Origin of the sequence: Dysgonomonas sp. HGC4 (assembly GCF_001261715.1) — a bacterium.
Taxonomy (GTDB): domain Bacteria; phylum Bacteroidota; class Bacteroidia; order Bacteroidales; family Dysgonomonadaceae; genus Dysgonomonas_A.
In genome coordinates this window covers 1-21,185 of record NZ_CVRU01000032.1, presented here as the reverse complement: position 1 = coordinate 21,185, position 21,185 = coordinate 1, and the positions used below count along the sequence as shown (strand labels likewise).

18 protein-coding genes are annotated in these 21,185 nt (G+C 35.4%); 12 read left to right on the top strand and 6 right to left on the bottom strand.

The window, feature by feature from the left end; translation table 11 throughout:
• Positions 1 to 4: 4 nt before the first annotated feature.
• Positions 5 to 1,792 (bottom strand): translation elongation factor 4, encoded by a 1,788-nt coding sequence (gene lepA, locus HGC4_RS03305; protein ID WP_050708699.1) that lies wholly within the window; start codon positions 1,790 to 1,792, stop codon positions 5 to 7.
• Between the two features lie 419 nt (positions 1,793 to 2,211).
• Here lepA and HGC4_RS03300 point away from each other — a divergent pair, with 419 nt between their 5' ends.
• The 3 genes from HGC4_RS03300 (at position 2,212) to HGC4_RS03290 (ending at position 4,915) form a co-directional block, all read left to right on the top strand.
• Complete coding sequence (locus HGC4_RS03300; protein WP_050708698.1) at positions 2,212 to 2,841, top strand: NanQ anomerase/TabA/YiaL family protein; 630 nt, start codon at positions 2,212 to 2,214, stop codon at positions 2,839 to 2,841.
• Between the two features lie 176 nt (positions 2,842 to 3,017).
• A complete protein-coding gene (locus HGC4_RS03295) occupies positions 3,018 to 3,794 on the top strand; it encodes an energy transducer TonB (protein ID WP_050708697.1) in 777 nt (258 codons plus the stop codon).
• A gap of 38 nt (positions 3,795 to 3,832) precedes the next feature.
• The gene (locus tag HGC4_RS03290; RefSeq protein WP_050708696.1) at positions 3,833 to 4,915 is read left to right on the top strand and encodes a hypothetical protein; all 1,083 of its coding nucleotides are present in this window, start codon (positions 3,833 to 3,835) and stop codon (positions 4,913 to 4,915) included.
• Positions 4,916 to 4,980: 65 nt separating this feature from the next.
• On the opposite strand, the gene udk is transcribed toward HGC4_RS03290, so the two are convergent.
• Together udk and HGC4_RS03280 are read right to left on the bottom strand one after the other, a co-directional pair.
• Positions 4,981 to 5,589: a uridine kinase gene (gene udk / locus HGC4_RS03285; protein ID WP_050708695.1), complete on the bottom strand. Its 609-nt coding sequence runs from the start codon at positions 5,587 to 5,589 to the stop codon at positions 4,981 to 4,983.
• An 81-nt stretch (positions 5,590 to 5,670) separates the two neighbouring features.
• Positions 5,671 to 6,255 (bottom strand): DUF4294 domain-containing protein, encoded by a 585-nt coding sequence (locus tag HGC4_RS03280; RefSeq protein ID WP_050708694.1) that lies wholly within the window; start codon positions 6,253 to 6,255, stop codon positions 5,671 to 5,673.
• Between the two features lie 281 nt (positions 6,256 to 6,536).
• On the opposite strand from HGC4_RS03280, the gene HGC4_RS03275 reads away from it, so the two are divergent.
• From HGC4_RS03275 to HGC4_RS03250, 7 genes are all read left to right on the top strand, one after another.
• A complete protein-coding gene (locus tag HGC4_RS03275; protein WP_050708733.1) occupies positions 6,537 to 7,121 on the top strand; it encodes a YceD family protein in 585 nt (194 codons plus the stop codon).
• 43 nt (positions 7,122 to 7,164) lie between these two features.
• A complete protein-coding gene (gene rpmF / locus HGC4_RS18335; protein WP_082204055.1) occupies positions 7,165 to 7,350 on the top strand; it encodes a 50S ribosomal protein L32 in 186 nt (61 codons plus the stop codon).
• Positions 7,351 to 7,413: 63 nt separating this feature from the next.
• Entirely contained in the window at positions 7,414 to 8,406 is a 993-nt protein-coding gene (locus HGC4_RS03270; protein ID WP_050708693.1) for a beta-ketoacyl-ACP synthase III, read from the top strand.
• Positions 8,407 to 8,627: 221 nt separating this feature from the next.
• Positions 8,628 to 9,509 carry a GTPase Era gene (gene era / locus HGC4_RS03265; RefSeq protein ID WP_050708692.1) on the top strand — a complete coding sequence of 294 codons (882 nt, stop codon included), beginning with the start codon at positions 8,628 to 8,630 and terminating at the stop codon, positions 9,507 to 9,509.
• A 110-nt stretch (positions 9,510 to 9,619) separates the two neighbouring features.
• On the top strand, positions 9,620 to 10,129 hold the full coding sequence (locus HGC4_RS03260; protein ID WP_050708691.1) for a hypothetical protein: 510 nt from the start codon (positions 9,620 to 9,622) through the stop codon (positions 10,127 to 10,129).
• Between the two features lie 101 nt (positions 10,130 to 10,230).
• Complete coding sequence (locus HGC4_RS03255) at positions 10,231 to 12,357, top strand: M3 family metallopeptidase (RefSeq protein ID WP_050708690.1); 2,127 nt, start codon at positions 10,231 to 10,233, stop codon at positions 12,355 to 12,357.
• 330 nt (positions 12,358 to 12,687) lie between these two features.
• Positions 12,688 to 13,512: an ROK family protein gene (locus tag HGC4_RS03250; protein WP_050708689.1), complete on the top strand. Its 825-nt coding sequence runs from the start codon at positions 12,688 to 12,690 to the stop codon at positions 13,510 to 13,512.
• Positions 13,513 to 13,561: 49 nt separating this feature from the next.
• Here HGC4_RS03250 and HGC4_RS03245 read toward each other — a convergent pair whose 3' ends face one another.
• The gene (locus HGC4_RS03245; RefSeq protein WP_185099941.1) at positions 13,562 to 14,374 is read right to left on the bottom strand and encodes a nuclear transport factor 2 family protein; all 813 of its coding nucleotides are present in this window, start codon (positions 14,372 to 14,374) and stop codon (positions 13,562 to 13,564) included.
• A 252-nt stretch (positions 14,375 to 14,626) separates the two neighbouring features.
• Between HGC4_RS03245 and HGC4_RS03240 the strand changes: the two genes are divergently transcribed.
• A complete protein-coding gene (locus HGC4_RS03240; RefSeq protein WP_050708687.1) occupies positions 14,627 to 14,986 on the top strand; it encodes a winged helix-turn-helix transcriptional regulator in 360 nt (119 codons plus the stop codon).
• A 14-nt stretch (positions 14,987 to 15,000) separates the two neighbouring features.
• Here HGC4_RS03240 and HGC4_RS03235 read toward each other — a convergent pair whose 3' ends face one another.
• Both HGC4_RS03235 and HGC4_RS03230 read right to left on the bottom strand, forming a co-directional pair.
• Positions 15,001 to 17,160, bottom strand: a complete 2,160-nt coding sequence (locus HGC4_RS03235) for an elongation factor G (RefSeq protein WP_050708686.1) — start codon at positions 17,158 to 17,160, stop codon at positions 15,001 to 15,003.
• Between the two features lie 445 nt (positions 17,161 to 17,605).
• Positions 17,606 to 19,258: a peptide MFS transporter gene (locus tag HGC4_RS03230; protein ID WP_050708685.1), complete on the bottom strand. Its 1,653-nt coding sequence runs from the start codon at positions 19,256 to 19,258 to the stop codon at positions 17,606 to 17,608.
• Positions 19,259 to 19,672: 414 nt separating this feature from the next.
• Here HGC4_RS03230 and HGC4_RS03225 point away from each other — a divergent pair, with 414 nt between their 5' ends.
• Positions 19,673 to 21,136 (top strand): PKD domain-containing protein, encoded by a 1,464-nt coding sequence (locus tag HGC4_RS03225; RefSeq protein WP_050708684.1) that lies wholly within the window; start codon positions 19,673 to 19,675, stop codon positions 21,134 to 21,136.
• Positions 21,137 to 21,185: the final 49 nt, after the last annotated feature.

The following is a 21,185-nucleotide window of genomic DNA, read 5'->3' as shown; positions in this document are numbered from 1 at the left end:
AACCTTAATCTAGTTTTAGTACTGCTAAGAATGCTTTTTGAGGCACTTCTACGTTACCTACTTGTTTCATTCTTTTTTTACCTTCTTTTTGTTTTTCAAGAAGTTTACGTTTACGAGAAATATCACCTCCGTAGCATTTTGCCGTAACATCTTTACGAACAGCCTTTATTGTTTCGCGAGCTATGATTTTAGCGCCGATAGCTGCTTGTATCGCAATGTCAAACTGTTGACGTGGAATAAGTTCTTTTAATTTCTCGCACATTCTACGACCAAAGTTTACTGCATTGTCTACGTGAGTAAGTGTTGAAAGAGCATCCACAGGTTCTCCGTTTAAGAGAATATCCATTTTAGCCAACTTAGCTTCACGATAGTCGTGCATTTGATAGTCGAATGAAGCATATCCTTTTGATATACTTTTCAATTTATCGTAAAAGTCGATTACAATTTCACCAAGAGGTAAATCATAAGTGATTTCTACACGATCTCCTGAAATATATTCTTGTTTTAGAAGTATACCACGTTTACCTAAACATAGCGACATGATAGGTCCGATGTATGCTGTACTGGTAATAACCGATGCACGTATATATGGTTCTTCTATATAATCGATAAGGGTAGGGTCGGGTAGCCCCGAAGGGTTATGTACTTCTTTTACTCCTCCTTTTTTGTCGTATACTAAATATGAAACGTTGGGTACTGTTGTTATAACGTCCATGTTGAACTCACGTTCCAAACGTTCTTGTATGATCTCCATATGTAAAAGTCCCAAGAATCCGCATCGGAAACCAAAACCTAAGGCAATAGACGATTCGGGTTGGAAGGTTAGTGAAGCATCGTTCAATTGAAGCTTTTCCAAAGAAGCTCTCAGGTCTTCAAAGTCTTCACTTTCGATAGGGTATACCCCTGCGAAAACCATTGGTTTTACTTCTTCGAAACCATCTATCGCTTTCTCACAAGGATTTTTTACATGAGTAATTGTATCACCTACTTTTACCTCTTTAGAGGTCTTGATGCCTGATATAATATAACCTACATCTCCACAAGTAACTACATCGCGGGGTGACATGGTTAGTTTTAAAACACCAACTTCATCAGCGTTATATTCTTTTTCAGTAGCAAAGAATTTTACAAGGTCGCCTTTTCTTATAGAACCGTTTAGAATTTTGAAATAGGCTATAATTCCTCGGAAGGAATTAAATACAGAGTCAAAAATCAAAGCTTGCAAAGGTGCTTCTGGATCTCCTTTTGGAGCAGGAACACGTTCTATAATAGCGGCTAAAATATCATATACTCCTTGCCCCATTTTTCCACTGGCACGGATAATTTCTTCGCGTTTACATCCTAAAAGTTCGATGATCTGATCTTCTACTTCGTCAGGCATAGCACTTGGAAGATCTATCTTATTGAGGATTGGAATAATTTCCAAGTCATTATCGATTGCCATATAAAGGTTGGAAATCGTTTGAGCTTGTATTCCTTGAGCTGCATCAACTATAAGTAGTGCCCCTTCGCATGCAGCAATAGAACGCGAAACTTCGTAAGAGAAGTCAACGTGTCCCGGAGTATCAATGAGATTCAGTATATATGTTTCGCCATTGTACAGGTATTGCATCTGGATGGCGTGACTTTTAATTGTGATACCACGTTCACGTTCCAAATCCATATTATCAAGGACTTGAGCTTGCATATCTTTGCCTTCTACTGTTTTAGTATATTCGAGTAGGCGGTCAGCTAATGTGCTCTTACCATGATCTATATGCGCAATAATGCAAAAGTTTCTTATTTTATTCATTCTTAAACAATGGTGTGACTAGTTTATCGCATGGAGATTACAACCCCAATTTACGGGATGCAAATATACGGAAAGAATTGTACTATTGAAAGATATGTTTTGTAAGATTTTATTAAATCGAAAATGATTTCTTTTTAAGAGAGCAAACCTCTTTGTCTCTTCGACGCGTCTAATAATCAAATGTAGCTATAATTGGAATGTTACCCTTTGGATATTTAACGTTACTTTATTGAGAATTTATCTTCTTTTTTAGAGCACATATCTTACATTTGCTGTGCTTATGGTTGGTATGGATGTGTATCTCTTGTTGATACGTATGTGGGAGTTTCTTTTCTTTTTGCAGAAAACGAGTATATCGGTCTGCCACTGTAAGTCGGTTTGTCAGTGAAAATTATTAACGTTACTTAAATAGTAAATCAATGAAAAAGAAAGTGTGTTTCTTTCGTTTTGTACTCATTGCTTCATTTATTCTATTATTTCCTTTTGTGAATTTGATTGCGAAAGATGGGGTGAAGACAAAGCGATTATCTAAACAGCAGCAAGAGTGGTATGATTCTAAAGTATGGATGCAAGGTGTTGATGCATCCCCTGATGCTGGTTTGGATGTGATGACATTTGTAAATCATTATGAAAAACATCCCGAAAGATGGGCGAAAGTGTTTAAGTTTATAAAAGAAAATGATTTGGAAACTCTTCCTCTCGGAAAACAATCTTTGGGAGATGATGTTACAGTTAACGTGCAAGAATATATTACCCGTGAGCCGGGAAATGAGCAGTTGGAAGGTCATCAAAAGTATATCGACTTGCAATATGTGGTTGATGGTTGTGAATTACAAGGTTACGCAAAGTTGTTTACCGCAACGGAGATTGTAAACCCGTATGATGTAAAAAGAGATATTGCTCATTTTAAAGTTCCGGTGATAAATTATCATGTAGTACGCCCCAATCAATTTACTGTTTTTTTTCCTGATGATATTCATATGACGAATATTCAATATGGAGAAAAGACTAAAGTGCGTAAAGTTGTATTTAAAGTGGAGGTTGATTGATTCGTAACTCTTAGGTTGTGAGAATTATATATCGTTAGAAATAGATCCTTTTTGATCTAATGATGAGGAATGTTTGCAAAGTAGAGCAATAAATGTTATTTTTATTGTATCTAAAGTTTTAGACCTTTTTATTGTTTTGATAAGTATAGTCGGGATGATTCGTAGGTTTAGCTTCGATGATAAGCAGCAATAAAATAAACAGTTGGGAGTTTTTATTTGTAATTGATAAGGCTATGGGACGAATTTTATCTTTGCTATGTTTTCTATTTTTTTTCGTGCTTCAAGGGAGAGCGAGACAAGAGGTTTTGTCTGATTCTTTGAAAAGAAAAGAAATGTATTTGGTCTGGAATGCTGACTCTTCGTTAAGGGATTCTTTAGAGATCAAAAAAGTAATACCTCATTATAATGAAGCTCGTTATTTGGATAGGGTTGTTGAGGATGGTGTTGTAAAGCATCTTGTGTCGGTAAAGAAACTGTCTCGTTTTCAAAAAGGGGACGAAGGGCGTTTCATGTTTCTTTTTAATGATCCTAATTTTGAACCGAGCGAAACCCGAACTGTTGCAGCTATATCTTTTCAAGGAGAAGAAACTCTCTTTGATGTCTTAGGTGAAGTGCGATATATAACTTTGAATACTAAGTTTCGTCCATTGATCAATGCCGAGTTTATGCCATCCTTTAATGGAGGTTATAATGCGATGATGAAATATCTTAACGAAAAAGTGAATTTAGCGGAAGATATTGATTTGCCAGAATCATGTGGTGCGGTAATGGTGGGTTTTGTTGTAGGAAAAGACGGCTCAATAAAAGATTTAAAGGTAATAGAGGGATGTGATGAGGTGTTGGATGAAGAGGCTTTTAGATTAGTGAAGTCTATGCCTAAATGGCAAGTGGGCAAACAGGCGGGTGCGCCAGTATCGGTGTTTGTTGTGTTGCAGTTGATTTTTAAACTTTGAGGTTATAGACCTTTTATAAAAAATAAAGAGATAATTTTATGAATGTATCATTTAAGGAAAGAGTAGCGAAATTTTGGGATCTCTTTAGTGAAAAAGAATCCGAAGTCAGAAAAATGATAGATGACAAAGTCGAAACTGATACATTGATAAAATATGTTGACGATCTATTGTCTGTTGCTTTCAGTAAAGCATTTTTCGAATTGGGGGTTAATGAGGATGGAAAAAATGAACTGATTTTGACTCCTGAGGGAGATCGTTCAAGATTGTTTCAATTGGAGTATTGGTTGAAACAAGTTCCGGAGGCATTGTTAGAAAAATGGAATTTTTACTCTACTAAGCCAGCTAAGGCTAAAGGCGATTTTACTATAAATATGTATGATACATCTCTTTCTGCAGATAGTATTGTATTATATTATAATGTGGACGAAAAGCATCAGAAAGTAAATTTGCAGGTTGAATGCCCTCAGTTGATGAAGTTGGAAGAGAATAAAAAATACAGCATGTTTTTTATTTATCTAGATCAGCTCATTGGAGAAGCTTATACAATGGAGTATATCGGTTCTATTGATTTTGTGGCGTCTTCAGGGAAAGGTTTCAGAGAAATAGCTGCCGGCGATCTTAAGAAGTTGATGGATGATACTATTGTAGCGCAAAACTGGTTTAAAATCGAGAATATTTGCGAAAGGTGTGCTGGTTATGAAATGGTTCCATCAAAGGCTAAAGATTGGCAGTTGAGAGAGGATATATATATAGCTTATTCGTCTTGTTTTCCGGTATTGAATGCCTTTTATAATAAATCAACCGAATTGTTCGGTAATTTTTATGCTGATGGTGTTGTTTTCGGATTCTTGTTTTATGAAAATATAAATGTACCTAAAGATCGTATGGTTCCTTTCAGAACTGAAATTGAAGATCAGATACTGACGCAGGCAAAATCCGAAGGGGTTGCCGATTCGATAGGTGGTGCAACGGGTTTCTATTTTTCGTATATGGATTTTATAATTTATGATATTGAAGCTTTCTTGGCTATTGCAAAAGAAGTTTTAGCTAAATATAAATTTAAAGAGGCGGGATTCTCTAATTTCATATTTGGAGATACACCTATGTTTTTTAGAGATTGAATAAAGGGTAATAAAAAAGGACGATTTAATCGTCCTTTTTTATTACATGTATGTTGAAGGGTTTTTTATTTCAGTTTTTCAAGGATTGCTGCTGCTATAAATTCAGCAGCTTTTTCGTTTAATCCTCCACCCATTACAAGCATGTCAGCTTGTTGGCGGGAAGGTTCTATGAATTCTTCGTGCATAGGACGAACTGTTTTGTAGTAACGATCTATAACTTCTAATGCAGTACGTCCGCGTGAATCCATATCTCGTTGGATAATACGAGTTAAGCGTTGATCTGCAGGGACTTCAAGGAATATCTTCATGTCCAATTGGTCACAAATCATTTGAGATGTATATATTAATATGCCTTCTACTAATAATATGTTTTTTGGAGTGATTGGTATTGTTTCTTCCAAACGTGCACATGTCAGATACGAATAGGTAGGGCAGTTAATCGTTTGTCCCGATTTTAGCAACTCAATATCTTTACTCATCAATTCCCATTCGATAGAATCCGGATGGTCATAGTTTAATTTGAATCGATCTTCTAATGGTATGTCGCTATTGTCTTTATAATAGGCATCTTGTGGTAAAATAGCAATTTCCTCTCGAGGGATGCGGCTTAATATGCCATCTACTAAAGTTGTCTTTCCTGAACCCGATCCTCCCGCAATACCTATTATATACATGAGTTGTTTTTATTTGTAAATACTGTAATCGTTACAAAAGTATTTGTATTCTTTGGATTGTGAAACTCTTGGAGAGAAAATTTATAGTGTGCCTTGTTCTATTTCTATCACAATACGTTCTATCATCTTGTCTTTACCATTAGGTTCGTATTGAGTTTTAAGGTTGTTGCCAAAAACTCCAGCGAAGGTGTTGTATACGGTTGCTTTGAAGCCTCCCGTAAGAGATTTTACAATGTCATATGCTGAGGAGTTTGTTTGCCTGTCAATAAGTTTCACTAGAATCTTCCCTTGATTTTTAGTTAACTTCTTCATTCTGGGCTTATAGGAGTCCATTATGAATTTTTGAGTCTGTTCTAGATGCTTTTGTTTTGTTTTCTTATCGGGTAAAGTCTCCATAAATTCGTAAGTCTCAATGATATTTTGCGCTACCTGTTTGGCATAGGGTAGGGTTATCTTTACGTCACGTACAAGTTTGGTGTACTCTAATCTTTCCTTTTCGCTTTTGAAATAGAGTGGGGGAAATATGATAGCTTCGGGGAGATATGCATTAAATAGAGTGTCGCCTTTTACTACTTCGAACGTATAGCGAATGATTCGATGTTCTTGTGCCTGTGTATAAAATATACATAGGATATAGAGTAGTATTATAGATGCGAGTTTTTGCATTGAGTAAACAGTTCTGGTCGTAAACCTATTTATTGTTTCTTATTAGTGAGTTGAAATTATTATATTTTGATCTGAAAATTTGATGTTGTTTTATTTCTTGCTAATTTTAATAAGACAGTCAAAGATAATAATTACAACAAAATAAATATATAAAAATAAGATCTGAATACAATGCTCAAATATTAACTATATATCTGTGTGTCTTTTTTTAGTTAGAAAGAAATATGGTAATTAGGAAAAAGTTTTTTATCTTTGCGACCATTCTTTTATTAATTGAAAAAGTGGGAAAATTTAGTCTCTATAATATTCCGTTAAGGAATCTGGCAGATGGTCTTCATAAGTTCGAGTACGTTTTGGATGATCAATACTTCAAAGCTATTGGCGACGCCGATTCTGATATTAGAAGAGGTAAAGTTAATGTAGATGTCACAGTGAAAAGTGTATCTTCAACATTCGAGTTTAGTTTTACTCTGGGTGGTGAAGTCTCGGTTCCTTGTGATCGTTGTTTGGATGATATTCAGATTGAAACGAACTCTACCAACCGTCTGGTTGTGAAATTTGGTCATGAATATTCGGAAGAAAGCGATGAGATTGTAATTATACCGGAAGAAGAAGGTGAAATTAATATTGCATGGTTCTTATATGAATTTGTAATGTTGAGCCTTCCGATGAAGCATGTTCATGCACCGGGTAAATGCAATAAAATGATGTCTTCGAAACTTAATAAGCACAAAGCTGTTGCAGCAGATCCAGATGATGCTTTTGAAGCAGATGACGATGCTGGTTTTGATGATTCGGTTGAAGAAGAATCTAATGAGGCTACGGATCCCCGATGGGATACCTTAAAGGGACTTGTTGAAGAGTGAGATAATAAATAAAGTAAAAATTTAAATTAAATAAACAGATAAAATGGCACATCCAAAGCATAGACAATCAAAGTCTAGATCAGCGAAAAGAAGAACTCATGATAAAGCTCTAACTCCAACATTAGCTGTATGCCCTAATTGCGGAACATGGCACGTTTATCACACAGTATGTGGTGATTGCGGTTATTACAGAGGAAAATTAGCAATTGAGAAAGAAGTCGCTCTTTAATTGTCTAAACAATAAAAGCCCTAATCAAATAGGGCATTTTTTTTATAATTTTACTTTGAAAATATGATTCAAGCAGCGATAACAGGCATCGGAGCTTATGTTCCCGAAGATGTCATCACTAATGAAGATCTTGAGAAACTCGTAGATACTAATGATGAATGGATCATGAGTCGCGTTGGAATCAAGGAACGTCATGTACTTAGAGGTGAAGGTAAAGGCACATCCGTAATGGGTATACGTGCTGTACAAGAGTTGTTGGATAAGACAAATACAAAACCTGAAGATGTTGAAGTAATTATTTTTGCAACAACAACACCCGATTTTCAGTTTCCTTCAACAGCAGCTTTAGTAGCTGATGGTTGCGGAATAAAAAATTCTTTAGCTTTTGATTTGCAAGCAGCTTGTTCAGGTTTCCTTTTTGGATTGGAAACCGGATCGAATTATATAAAATCAGGAAGATACAAGAAAGTAATAGTAGTTGCGGGAGATAAAATGACTGCAATTACAAACTATAAAGATAGAACTACTTGTCCTTTGTTTGGTGATGCAGTAGGTGCTGTAATGTTAGAGCCTACTACAGAAGATTATGGTATTAAAGATACTATCTTGCATACCGACGGGTTTGGTGCACCACACCTTCATTTATGTGGTGGTGGATCAGCTTTCCCAGCATCAGCAGAGACTATTGAGAAAGGTATGCATTATGTATATCAAGAGGGTCAGGTTGTATTTAAGCATGCAGTATCTCGTATGGCTGATGTTTCAGCAGAGATAATGGAGCGTAATCAACTGACTAAAGATGATGTAAGCTGGTTTGTACCACATCAGGCTAATCTAAGAATTATAGATGCAGCAGCTAATCGTATGGGATTGTCTCGCGATAAGGTAATGGTGAATATCGAAAGATATGGTAATACTAGTGCAGGAACAATTCCTATTTGTTTATGGGAATGGGAGAGCCAGTTGAAAAAAGGTGATAATATTATTCTTGCAGCCTTTGGTGCCGGATTTACATGGGGTTCTGTGTATTTGAAGTGGGCGTACGACGGAAAATAATAGAAAAAATATAAATCTTATATAGATAGAAAAGCGCATCTTTGTCAGGTGCGTTTTTTTATTCTATATTTGTTGTCTAATGAGGTGTTTAAGTATTGGGAAGTATTTAATTGCTCTGTTTTGAAAGAATAGAGCCTATTCTTATCAGTATATATTCCCGATACAGAAATAATGAGCAAGTCTTAGACTTTAAAACTAAATTTTTGAGAGAAGAAAAAAGAATGCATAAATCAGGCTTTGTAAATATTGTAGGAAATCCCAATGTTGGAAAATCAACGTTGATGAATGAGTTAGTTGGCGAAAAGATATCAATTATCACGTCGAAGGCTCAAACTACCCGTCATCGTATTTTGGGAATTGTAAATACAGAAGAATATCAAATTGTATATTCGGATACCCCCGGAGTACTTCGCCCCAATTATAAGTTGCAGGAATCGATGCGTAACTTTTCGGAATCGGCTTTAGGCGATGCTGATGTATTGCTGTATGTAACTGATGTTGTGGAAAAAACTTCTAAAAATGAGGATTTCTTGCAAAAAGTACAGAAAGTAGAAGCTCCTGTATTGCTGTTAATTAATAAGATAGATCAAACGAATCAGGATGATTTGGTAACTTTGGTAGAGGCTTGGAAAGAGTTGTTACCAAAGGCTGAGATATATCCTATCTCGGCTTTGAATAAGTTTAATATCGATTTTGTAAAACGTCGTATTATTGATTTAATACCTGAATCACCTCCATATTTTGAGAAAGATGCTTTAACTGATCGTCCTGCACGATTTTTTGTTACGGAAATAGTAAGAGAGAAGATCTTGCTTTATTATCAGAAAGAAGTGCCTTATTCGGTAGAAGTGGTAGTTGAGGAGTTTAAAGAAGAAAAAGATATTATTAATATACGTATTCTTATTATTGTAGAACGCGATTCTCAAAAGGGAATTATTATCGGGCATAAAGGTGCAGCTTTGAAGAAAGTAGGTGCAATGGCACGTCATGATATGGAACGCTTTTTCGAGAAGAAGATATTCCTTCAAATGTTTGTAAAGGTCGAAAAAGATTGGAGAAGCAGAGATAATATACTAAGAACATTCGGGTATCGTCTCGATTAAAAAAAGAAAAGTGTAAGATCTCAGACCTATATATACTTTGAAAAGCATAATAACAATAGTTTGTTAAAATTAGAAAGTATATTATTGAATACTTTCATTTACTTAATATTATGATTAAAAAGATTGGTGTTATAGTATCATTTATGTTGTGTTGTATCATATATATGAAAGGACAAGATATTGATATGAGTCAACAGTTAACTTCTCAAGGTGCTTGGTTTTTGTTTTCTGTGAGAACTGAGGAAAAAGTGGGTGACGAGGTGCTGACTCAGGTTGAGTTTTACAAGAGAGATGATATCTCAAGTATCTTTTTTGATGAGGAAAATAAATTATACTCCGTTTTCTCAAAATATAGTTCCGATGTATATGAAGACCGATGGAAGTTGGTAGATGATACTCATTTTGTAATGGTTAGTCCTACTGATGGAGCATCGCAAATTGTTGAAATTCTGGAAATAGATAATACTAAGTTAGTATTAAGAAATTGCGGAGATATAGAGAATGGAACTTCTTGTTCTTTATATACTTATTTTTCAACAAAGGAAGGCTGGTTGCCTGATAGTGAGATAGATGATTTGAATGAAGCTGGAGTTATTCAGGTAGATGAAATGACTCCCTGATTATCTGTGATCTCACAATAAAGTGATATATCTATTTACTATGTTAATAGGTATAATTAATTGAAGGTATTTACTAATCTAAATATAAATTACGCAAGTTTATGATCAAAAAGTTTTTATTTCTCTTTAGCCTGGCTATAACGACATTGAGTTATGCGCAAGATAATCAGAATAATATTAAACAAATGGATATAAAGAATCCTTTCCTCGAGGCGTTTAAAACACCTAACGGTACACCTCCTTTCGATTTAATTAAAAAAGAAGATTACAAGCCTGCTTTTGTTAAAGGTATCGAACAACAAGCTGCTGAAATAAATGCCATCACTAGAAAAAGAGATGTTGCTACTTTCGAAAATACAGTGGTGGCTTTAGACGAAAGTGGTGAGATATTAGATAGAGTATCGTCAGTATTTGGAGCCATTCGTGGAGCTCAAAGTGATCCGGATATTCAAAAAATAGCTGAGGAAATATCTCCACTGTTGTCGGAGCACGATGATAATATTTATTTGAACGAGCCTCTTTTTGCACGTATAAAAATAGTATATGCTGATAGTTTGAATCCTGCCAGAACTACAGAGCAAAAACGTTTAGTTGAAAAATACTATAAGAGATTCGTTCGTTCGGGTATTGCATTAAATGCAGCTCAAAAAGATCGTTTACGTGAAATAAATAAAGAGTTGAGTTTACTTTCTCTTTCTTTTGGTAAGAATCTTCTGGCAGAAACAAATAACTATGAGTTGGTCATAGATAATTCTAAAGACTTATCAGGATTATCATCTGATGTTATTAATATCGCAGCAAAAACAGCTAAAGAAAAAGGAATGGATGGTAAATGGGTATTTACTTTGAGTAAACCTAGCTGGTTGCCTTTTCTTCAATATGCAGATAACAGAGATTTACGCGAAAAATTGTACAAGGCTATGTATAGTCGTGGCAACAATAATAACGAATTCGATAATAAAAAGAACATCAATAAAATTGTGAATCTGAGATTAGAGAAAGCTAATCTTTTAGGATATAAATCTCATGCAGATTATGTTCTTGATGAAACAATGGCTAAAACTCCTGATAATGTATTCGGATTATTGAATAATATTTGGGAATATGCTTTACCTCAAGCTAAAAAAGAAGCTGCTGAACTTCAAAAGATGATTGATAGTGAAAGGGGTAATTTTCAATTAGCTTCTTGGGATTGGTGGTATTATACTGAAAAACTTCGTAAGGAGAAATATGCTTTAGATGAAGAGGCATTGAAGCCTTATTTTATGGTTGATAATGTGCGTGATGGAGCATTTCTTGTAGCTAATAAGTTATATGGAATTACATTTAAACCATCGTCGGAGATTTCTATTTATCATAAAGATGTTCAAGCTTTTGATGTAATAGATGCTGACGGATCTTTTATTGGTGTGCTTTATCTGGATTACTTCCCTCGTGCAAGTAAACGCAACGGTGCTTGGATGGGTAGTTTCCGTAAACAGAGTGTAAAGAATGGTGAGTTTGTGAATCCTATTATTTATAATGTAGGTAATTTTGCTTTGCCTACTGAGGATAAACCTTCTTTGTTGACATTGGAGCAAGTAACAACTCTTTTCCATGAATTTGGACATGGATTGCATGGCTTACTATCGAATGTAAATTATAATGGACTGTCGGGTACAGCTGTATCTCGTGACTTTGTAGAACTTCCTTCTCAAATATACGAACATTGGGCATTGCATCCTGAGGTATTGAAGCTATATGCTAAACATTATCAAACAGGTGAAGTAATTCCTGATGCTTTGATTGCTAAAATGCAAGAGGCAACAAACTTTAACTCAGGATTCGAAACTACTGAAATTGTTGCTGCTGCTCTTCTTGATATGAAATGGCATGTAATAACTGAGAAACAAGATTTTGATGTAGATGCATTCGAATCAAATGAAATGAATAAAATAGGTCTTATCTCAGAGATTATCCCAAGATATAAGAGTACTTATTTTGCTCACATCTTTGATGGTGGATATTCTGCCGGATATTATAGCTATTTGTGGTCTGAGGTATTGGATGCTGATGCTTTTGAAGCTTTTGTAGAAAAAGGTGTTTTCGATAGAACAACAGGACAATCGTTCCGTGATAATATCTTGTCTAAAGGTGGTTCTGAGGATCCGATGACTTTGTACAAGATTTTCAGAGGAGCTGAGCCTAACCCTATTTATTTGTTGAAAAATAGAGGTTTTATCAAATAAGGTTGTAGACTTTATCAACTATCTATATAAAAAAGGGGAAGTATTAATACTTCCCTTTTTTTTGTGCTATTTTGATCGGATTATATATTAATTGGTTTCGATTTGAAATATGTGTGTTTAGCTGGCTTTACACCATGTTAAATGGCTGTTGTAATTACACCCAATTTGATATTTTGTTTATATTTGTATTGAATTTTACCAGGAAGAAGGAAAATCAAATAAATTTAATATTATATCAGTTTTCAACTGAATAAGTTTTTTTAACCTTTAATTTAGAGTATATCTTTTTTTTCGAAGAATCTATTCTCTAAAGTCTTTAACAGAAAAAATATGACAATAGGAGTTGACTTAGGTGCTACGAATATAAGAGTAGGTATAGTTGAAGGTGGAGTGATCTACCGTAAAATATCGGAACCTTTTCCGTATGATAAAACAGTTGATGAAACAATAGACTTCTTGATTACTACTATTGGCAGATTGATGAATTCAAATATCAAAGGAATTGGTATAGGAGTTCCTTCGGTTGTTGATTCTAAAAAGGGAATTGTTTACAAAGCAGGTAATGTTCCTTCGTGGAAAGAGGTACATTTGAAAGACATTCTTCAGTCTGAGTTTAAAATACCGGTACGTGTAAATAACGATTGTAATTGCTTTGCTTTTGGCGAAAGATATTATGGCGAATGTACGCCGTATCGCAATATCGTAGGCGTAACTCTTGGTACAGGTTTGGGGGCAGGTATTGTTATTAACGATGTTTTGTATGAAGGGCTAAATACCGGCGCAGGTGAGATTGGTTTAATACCTTATCTGGATAGTAATTACGAACACTATTGTGCAGCTAAATTTTTTCAAAGATATAATACTACCGGTCACATTGCCTATTTGAGAGCTGAGAATAACGAGCAGGAAGCACTTGATATGTGGGAGGAGTTTGGACATCATATTGGTAATATGATTCAAGTGATTATGCATATGTATGATCCCGAGGCTGTGATTCTTGGTGGAGGAATATCCAAGGGATATAAATACTTTGAAGGAGGTATGAATAAAAATCTGGATACTTATCCTTACCCTTTGGCTTTAGAGAGAATGAAAATATTGCTTTCGTCCAAGGAGGATATTAGCTTGTTGGGAGCAGCATCTCTTATTCCCTGATAAATAAGAGATATCTGCATCATAATTACTAGAGTGTCTATTTAGAATTTTATAGGTTTAAATTGGCATACACATACATACGACAAATTAGTCCATTTTTGATTTCGAATATACTGCAAAATCGTTTGTTCACAAAGCTATTATTACTATTTGCATAGATGCCACTCTCTATTCCTTCTACAATTATCCTATTGCCGGAAATAGTATAGACAAAGTTGTTATAGTCGTAGCTGATTTTATCTATTGATTCTATTAGGCTCTTGTTAAGTTTAAGCAGGTTGTTGATGCCTTTTAAAACTCCCGATTGAGGAAAATAAACTTCTATATCTGGTGCAAAAAGAGAATTTATGGTATCCATATTTCGGGTACTAACATTCTTAAAGTATTTTTTGATAATATCGATATTTTCACTTGAATTGCCTTTCGTATATTCTTCATAGTTATCTATAGTCAATGCTTTTGCTAGTTCAAAGCTATCCTCCAAAAATAGATATTTTGTTATGCGTTTATCAGAGACCGTAAAATGTGCCATAAAGTAACTATTGAATATTTTATTAGTTTTCAATATAATGGTTGATACATACCCTAGTGCAACAGCATGCTGATCGTTTATAAATAATTCATCAACTTTGAATATCAGATTCTTAGTGTTCTTGTTCAATAAAGTATAGAATTCGTTTACAGAGGACCTTCCTTTTTTTAATCCTACCCAAGGAGCTAAACTTTCATTTCCGGGAATTTCCCATTCTATATCATCTGACATTAGATCTATAATTCCGGCTACGTCTCCCAGAGTAGTTTTATTATAAAAACTTTCAACTATTTTACGTGTTTCTTCGGTAGATTTATTTATTGTTTCCATCTTTATTGTTTTAAGTGATTGATTTTTAAAATTCAGATCTACATCTTGACTAAAGGCGCTTTGTGTTATACAAAAATTACTAGCCAATAATAAAATAAATATGTTTGTTTTCATTTCGAAGACTTAAAATTTATACTTTTGAATGATTAAAAGTAGTCACTTATATATTGTAAAACAATAACTTACATGTGTGTAATCCGCTAACCTAAAGGTTAGTAAAGTTGATAATGTAGGGGTTAGAACAAAAGAAAAATGAAAAAAAGAATAGTGATAGAAGGTTGTCCGTTGAGAACCGTGATGGATAGGTTTGGCGATAAGTGGTCTATTCTTGTTTTGCAAACCTTAGGTGAAGAAGAAACCCCCATCCGTTTTAATGATTTGGATAGGGGTATTGAGGATATATCTCAAAAAATGCTAGCTTCTACTCTGCGAGTACTCGAAGAGTGTGGTCTAATCTCAAGAGAGGCATTTCTGGAAATACCTCCCCGAGTAGAGTATCAGCTAACTGATATGGGCAAAAGCTTATTGCCTTTAATTAAAAATCTCGTAGAATGGTCTACTGATCATCTGGAAGCAATAAATAGTGCATGTATGGCAAAATCGAAAGCATAAAAGGTAAGTGACCTTTAATCTTCGGCTTTTTGGGTTTCTTCATACTCTTTCAATAGCTTTTCTTGTACATCGGCGGGTACTAATTCATACTTAGAGAATTTCATAATGAATGAAGCCCGACCTCCGGTAAGAGAACTAAGAGTTATAGAGTAGTTAGACATTTCTTTTAAAGGTACTTTAGCATTTATGACTTCAATGTCTTTGTCGCTTTCCATCCCCTGAATTATACCTCTTCTGTTTTGAATATCACTCATTACATCTCCCATTTTATCGGAAGGAACAAAAACGGTAACATCCGATATAGGTTCGAGAATCTTAGGACCTGCATTTTTGAAAGCTTCACTAAAGGCATTACGTCCGGCTAGCATGAAAGATATTTCATTAGAATCTACGGGGTGCATTTTCCCATCATATACGATAACACGTACGTCACGTGCGTATGATCCGGTAAGAGGTCCTTGTTCGAGTCGAGCCATAATACCTTTGATAATAGCGGGAACAAACCGTGTGTCGATAGCTCCACCTACAATACTATTGACGAAGATAAGTTTTCCTCCCCAATCAAGATCATAAGTCTGAATGTCTCTAGATTGTACTTTAAATTCCTGCCCGTTAAATTTATAGGAGTCGGGTACAGGCATGCCTTCAATATAAGGTTCTACAATCATATGTACTTCACCAAACTGTCCTGCACCGCCCGATTGTTTTCTGTGACGATATTCGGCTCTCGATGGTTTTGTGATAGTCTCACGATAGGGAATCTTAGGTTCAGAATATACTATTGATATTTTATCGTTATTTTCTATTCTCCATTTTAGAGTTTTTAAATGGAATTCACCTTGTCCCGATACTATAAGTTGTTTTAGTTCTTTGGAATTTTCGATAAGCCATGTGGGGTCTTCTTCGTGCATTCGTTGCAAAGCTTCGCTCAGTTTTTCAGAGTCTCTTTCGTTAGCAGCTTTTATTGCTCTGCGGTATTTGGGGTTGGGGTATTTAATGAAGTCGAATTGATTGTCGGTTCCTTTTCCGTTCAGTGTGTTTCCTGTGCGTACATCTTTCAGTTTTACTGTTGCACCTATATCTCCGGCAACAAGTTCTTCTACTTTGGTACGTTGCTGACCTGCAACCATGAATAATTGTCCAATACGCTCTTTTGATCCTCTGTCTGCATTTATAAGATCATCTCCTTCTTTTACTTTTCCGCTCATTACTTTAAAGTACGAAATGTCGCCTACATGAGGCTCTACTGTCGATTTGAAGAAGAATAAACTCGTCGGGCCATTCACATCAGGTTTTACTTCCTCTCCTTCTGTATTCTCGGGGAAAGACATGTCTACAACATAAGGTACTACATTCCCTAAGAATTCCATAGTTCGTCTTACACACATATCTCGTTCGGCACAAACGCAGAATATGGGAAAAATATCTCTTTGTACAAGACCTTTACGGATTCCGAAACGCATTTCTTCTTCGGTAAGTGTACCTTGCTCAAAGAATTTTTCCATCAACGATTCTTCGTGCTCTGCGGCTGCTTCAACTAATTTTTGGTGTAGTTCTTCGGCTTTATCTTTTTCTTCTTCGGGAACTTCGAGTACTTCGGGAACGCCTCCTTCGGGTTTCCATCTGTACATTTTCTTTTTTAGAACATCAATTATGGCATTAAAACTTGGTCCGCAACTGATAGGGTATTGTATGAGTACTGCTTTTTCGCCGTAATTACCTTTTAATTGAGCTACTACATTGTCAAAATCGGCTTTCTCCTGATCGAGCTGATTGACGATGAACATTACCGGTTTTTGAAATTTCTGAATATATCTTAGTTGGTTTACTGTACCAACTTCAATCCCATATTGAGCATTTAATACCATGAGTGCTGTATCCATCACATTGAGTGATGTTACTACATTGCCTATAAAATCATCAGCTCCGGGGCAGTCAATAAAGTTGAGTTTACGATTCATCCATTCAACAGAAAAGATACTCGAAAAGACCGAATATCCATACTCTTTTTCAACCGGAAAGTAATCGGTAACCGTGTTTCCGGCTTTCACAGTACCTCTGCGTTTTATAACACCTGCCTCGAAAAGCATTGCTTCGGCAAGAGTGGTTTTCCCGGAGCCGGAGCTCCCAAGAATTGCAATGTTTTTGATTTCGTTAGTTTGGTAAGTTCTCATGGTAATAAATATTTATAGGATTTATATAAAATATTCAACTTCAATACCAGATTTGGGTTTTCAACCCTTTATTGCTTTGACTAAGGATAAGTATACCCTTTGTTTGAATAACTGTAAGGTTTATTCAAACGTCTAGAAAATATGGCAATAAATATTACACTACTTTTATAATCGAGGAATGAATGCTCTTTTGCTTTTTCTCAAAATTAATAAATGTTCTTTTGATGAGACTATAATCTGAAATACAAAATTGTATGTTCTTTAGCATGTTAATCTCTATGAACTTTTTATGGATTTGAGAAAAGAGATTTTCCAGTTATTTCTTACAGAAAAAATTAATTGTAAGTGTTTTATCGTATTTAGTTTGGCGAATTTCAAAACAAAAAGAGGTCGGCATTTATATAATACCGACCTCTTGTATGCTGACTGAAATATTTGTTTCTTTTTACGAATGTTGATTGATAATGTTTCTTAACCATTTTACGAGCATCATAATGGCTAGGGCAGCTATAACACATGCCCCGAAATTCATGAGGAAGTAATATTCTTTGTTATCAAACATGTCCCACATTCCGGCAACCATTCCACTTAATTTATTTCCGATAGAGGTTGACAAGAACCATCCACCCATCATAAATGAGGTAATGCTTTTGGGGCTGACTTTTGAGACGAGCGATAAACCTATGGGGCTTATTAATAGCTCTCCAACTGTGACTACTCCGTATGTACCAATGAGCCAAAGCGCCGAGGCTTTGTCGCTGTAAATATCAGTATAGATAACCGATGCAGCCATCACGAGTGACGAAAGCCCCGTTATAAGTAATCCCCATCCCATTTTTGCAGGAGTTGAAGGTTCTCTTCCTTTTATACGAAGTCTAGAAAAGAATCCGAGTACAACAGGGGTGAGTATAACTATAAAGAATGGGTTTATAGATTGGAATATTTCAGTAGAAATTAAGTTAACCTTTTCGCTCTCCTTAGGTAGGTTTTCAGGAGATTCGTTTATGAAATAATGTGGATAATCGTACGATTTTAGAGTGTTACCATCAGTATCTGTAACAGCTTTTAAAGTATGATCCATCGTTATGACTGAATCTTTTTTATACTCCAATTCTTGTACCATTCCAACGGGTTTTACCAATTTGGCAGTGGCGGGAGTTATAGATCGCTCGGTATAACTTTCGGCAAAGGTAGTAAGGGCTGTTGCATTTTGTTTAAATACTGTCCAGAATACTACCATGATAAGGAAGATACTCAAAAGTGCTTTAATTTGTGATCGTTCTTCTTTGGGTGATCTGAATATCAATGAGGCATAGAAGAATATAACAGGAATACATCCGAATAGGAATGCATCATTAGAATCTGAACCGAATACATTTCCGGGGATCAACCATCCTAATGCTCCAAAAGCAATAGCAGGTGCAAATACATAAAGTAATACTTTAGTGATATCAGAATTGGAGTCGTTGGTCTTTTTGATAATATCGGCTTCTTTTATATGGCGTGTACCCATCAGAAAGACTATCAAACCAATAAGCATACCTATACCGGCTGCGATGAATGCATAACCCCATCCATAATTGTTACGCATATAGGCTGCAACGAAATTACAGATAAAAGCTCCTACATTGATACCCATGTAGAAAATACTGTAACCTGCATCTTTCTTAGCTTTATATTTTTCTTCTGTATATAAATTACCTAATAATGTAGAGATATTTGGTTTGAAAAAACCATTACCTATAATAATAAGAAGTAGGGCTATCCACATGGCTGTACTTCCCGGAATGGCTAGTGTACAATATCCGGCAGACATAAGAACTGCTCCTATAATGATGGATTTGCGATATCCCAGAAGTTTATCAGCAATTAACCCTCCAAGAAATGGAGTTATATATACCAATCCTAAATAAGTACCTACAATATCATAGGCATCTTTTTTTAAGAGTCCCATGCCTTCTGAGTCGATAAGGTAAAGAGCAAATATGCCAAGCATAAGATAGTATCCGAATCGCTCCCACATTTCGGTGAGGAATAGGTATTTGAGTCCTTTCGGGTGTGATGTGCTTTCTTTGGGAGTGGATAAATTTTCCGTCATTTTGTATTTAGGTTTTTTCAGATTTATGCAAAGATAAAGTTCTGACTCGGAAATGAAAAGGTATAGTTGTAAAAATGGTAATTTAGTTTTTGTTAGCTAGAAAGAAAGATGGATAATAGTTTTGTTTCCAATTTAATGTTTTATATTTTTGCCAGTGAAGAATTTGACAACTCTTCACATTTGAGACGACGACAAATTTAACTAATGTATTCTGAGTGATAATTCTAATTATGCTTATTTGGACAGCTTAGTATTCTGAGCTATTGGGCTGTGTGCTTTAAAATCAAATAATTAACAATTAGATAATGTCGCTATTTATTCGTTATGCCATTCCTTGACTTTTTTGAGGTAAGAGCATAACGAAGGTGGGGTGTAATCATTTTATAGAAGAAATAACTATATAAAAACATATTAATGAAAAGAACAATATTAATACTTTGTTGTATTTTCTGCACAATAGCTATCTATGCTCAAAAAGAAACCAATTGGTGGTATTTTGGGTCTGGTTCGGGTTTGAATTTTAACGAACTGAGTACTATTAATGGTGTTGAAAATATGCCAAAGGCTGTTAGAGGTCCTTTAAATACTAGTGAGGGATGTTTTACATTATCGGATTCGGGAGGAAATCTACTAATGTCTTCAGACGGAATCACGGTTTATAATAAACAAAATCAGCAAATGGAAAACGGTTCAGGACTATTGGGGCATTCATCTGCGACTCAGTCAGGAATTGTGATTCCTAAACCAGGTTCTTCTACCGAATATTATATTGTTACAGTGGCTGTAAGAATAGGTGAAAACGCAAATGCTAAAGGAATCAATTATTCGATAGCCGATTTAAGTGCAAACGGGGGATTAGGAAAAATTACAACTAAAAACGTACAACTGTTGCCGAGTCCTTTGGATGAAAATATTGCTGGTATATTAAATGCTAATGGCAAAGATTTTTGGCTGGTACACAATACGGGAAGGTATTTTTATGTCTGGGCGATAACCGCTGAGGCTGGTTTTTCGGCAACACCTCAGATATATGATATTGGATTTACTCCTGTAATTGATGCTAGTGCTGCATTGGGGACCCTGAAATTTTCTTCTGACAATACACGCTTTGCTCGTCCGAATTATACCGGTAAGCAAATGATAACTGGTTTTTTTGATACATCAACAGGCGTTGTATCTGGTGTGAAAGCTACAAATCTGGCATCGATATCAACTAAACCGTATGCATTGGAGTTTTCACCTTCGGGAGAATATATTTTCTACAATACTTCAGAAAGTGGTCCTATGTATAGAGTGTCATTCAACGACGTACGTAATGGTTTGTTTGGGATAAATACGACTTTGCCTATCTCCAACGTTCAGTTATCTCCTGATGGACGAATTTATGGTATAAAAATAAATACTAGTACTCTGTATGTGATAATGAATCCTGATGAAGGAGGCACTGATATTAGAACAATGGATAATTTCTTGGTTGCGAATGCTGGCTATGGGCTTCCAACTTTTGCAGCTTCCTTTTTTAATGCAAAGCCTGTATCACCTAAGGCATTTACTTGTGCAGGATATGCAGCTAAGTTAAGTATCGAAACCTCTTTTGCGGGTATAGATGTTCCAACCTACTTTACATGGGATTTTGGAGATGGTAGCTCGTTAGTTACTCAGGCTTTTGCAGCGGGAACCACGACCTATACTCAGAAACATACTTATGATACAGCGGGTACTTATAATATTACGGTAACGCCCTATAAAACAGAAAGTACAATGCTGGCAGATAAGGTGGTGACCTTTAGAGCGAATATTGTTAATTGTAATATAGTATCTAATCGTATGATTCGCGATGATATGCTTAATACGGCTAGAATGAATCAGAATCAATAATATCTATCTGAAAATATTGGATTTTAATTTTAGGGACAAATAATTATTT